A 269-nucleotide genomic window follows, 5' to 3' on the forward strand; every position below is an offset into this window, starting at 1 on the left:
CGGCGAAGCTTAGACGGGCTCGTCGCTCTGCGGGATATTCGTCGCGGTCCGCCACGGATCTGCCTGTCGAGCCGGGCTGCGTCGCAAGAACGGCATTGAGTTTCCCGAGCAGCCTTTCGACCACGCCACCCTGATGGGCGCGACCGCGATCCCGGTAGCGGATGCGAATTCCGTAGTCCTCGCTCCCACGCTGAAAGGCATGTCCTTTGAATTCCTTGGCGGAGTCGGTCACAAGCATCCGCGGTCGACCGAACATCGGCCACCCGTGC

At 63.9% G+C, this 269-nt stretch carries 1 pseudogene; it reads right to left on the reverse strand.

The window, feature by feature from the left end:
• Positions 1-269: pseudogene (locus tag X738_RS80680) on the reverse strand (DDE-type integrase/transposase/recombinase); the annotation flags it as partial.

Source organism: Mesorhizobium sp. L48C026A00 (assembly GCF_000502375.1).
Classification (GTDB): Bacteria; Pseudomonadota; Alphaproteobacteria; order Rhizobiales; family Rhizobiaceae; genus Mesorhizobium; species Mesorhizobium muleiense.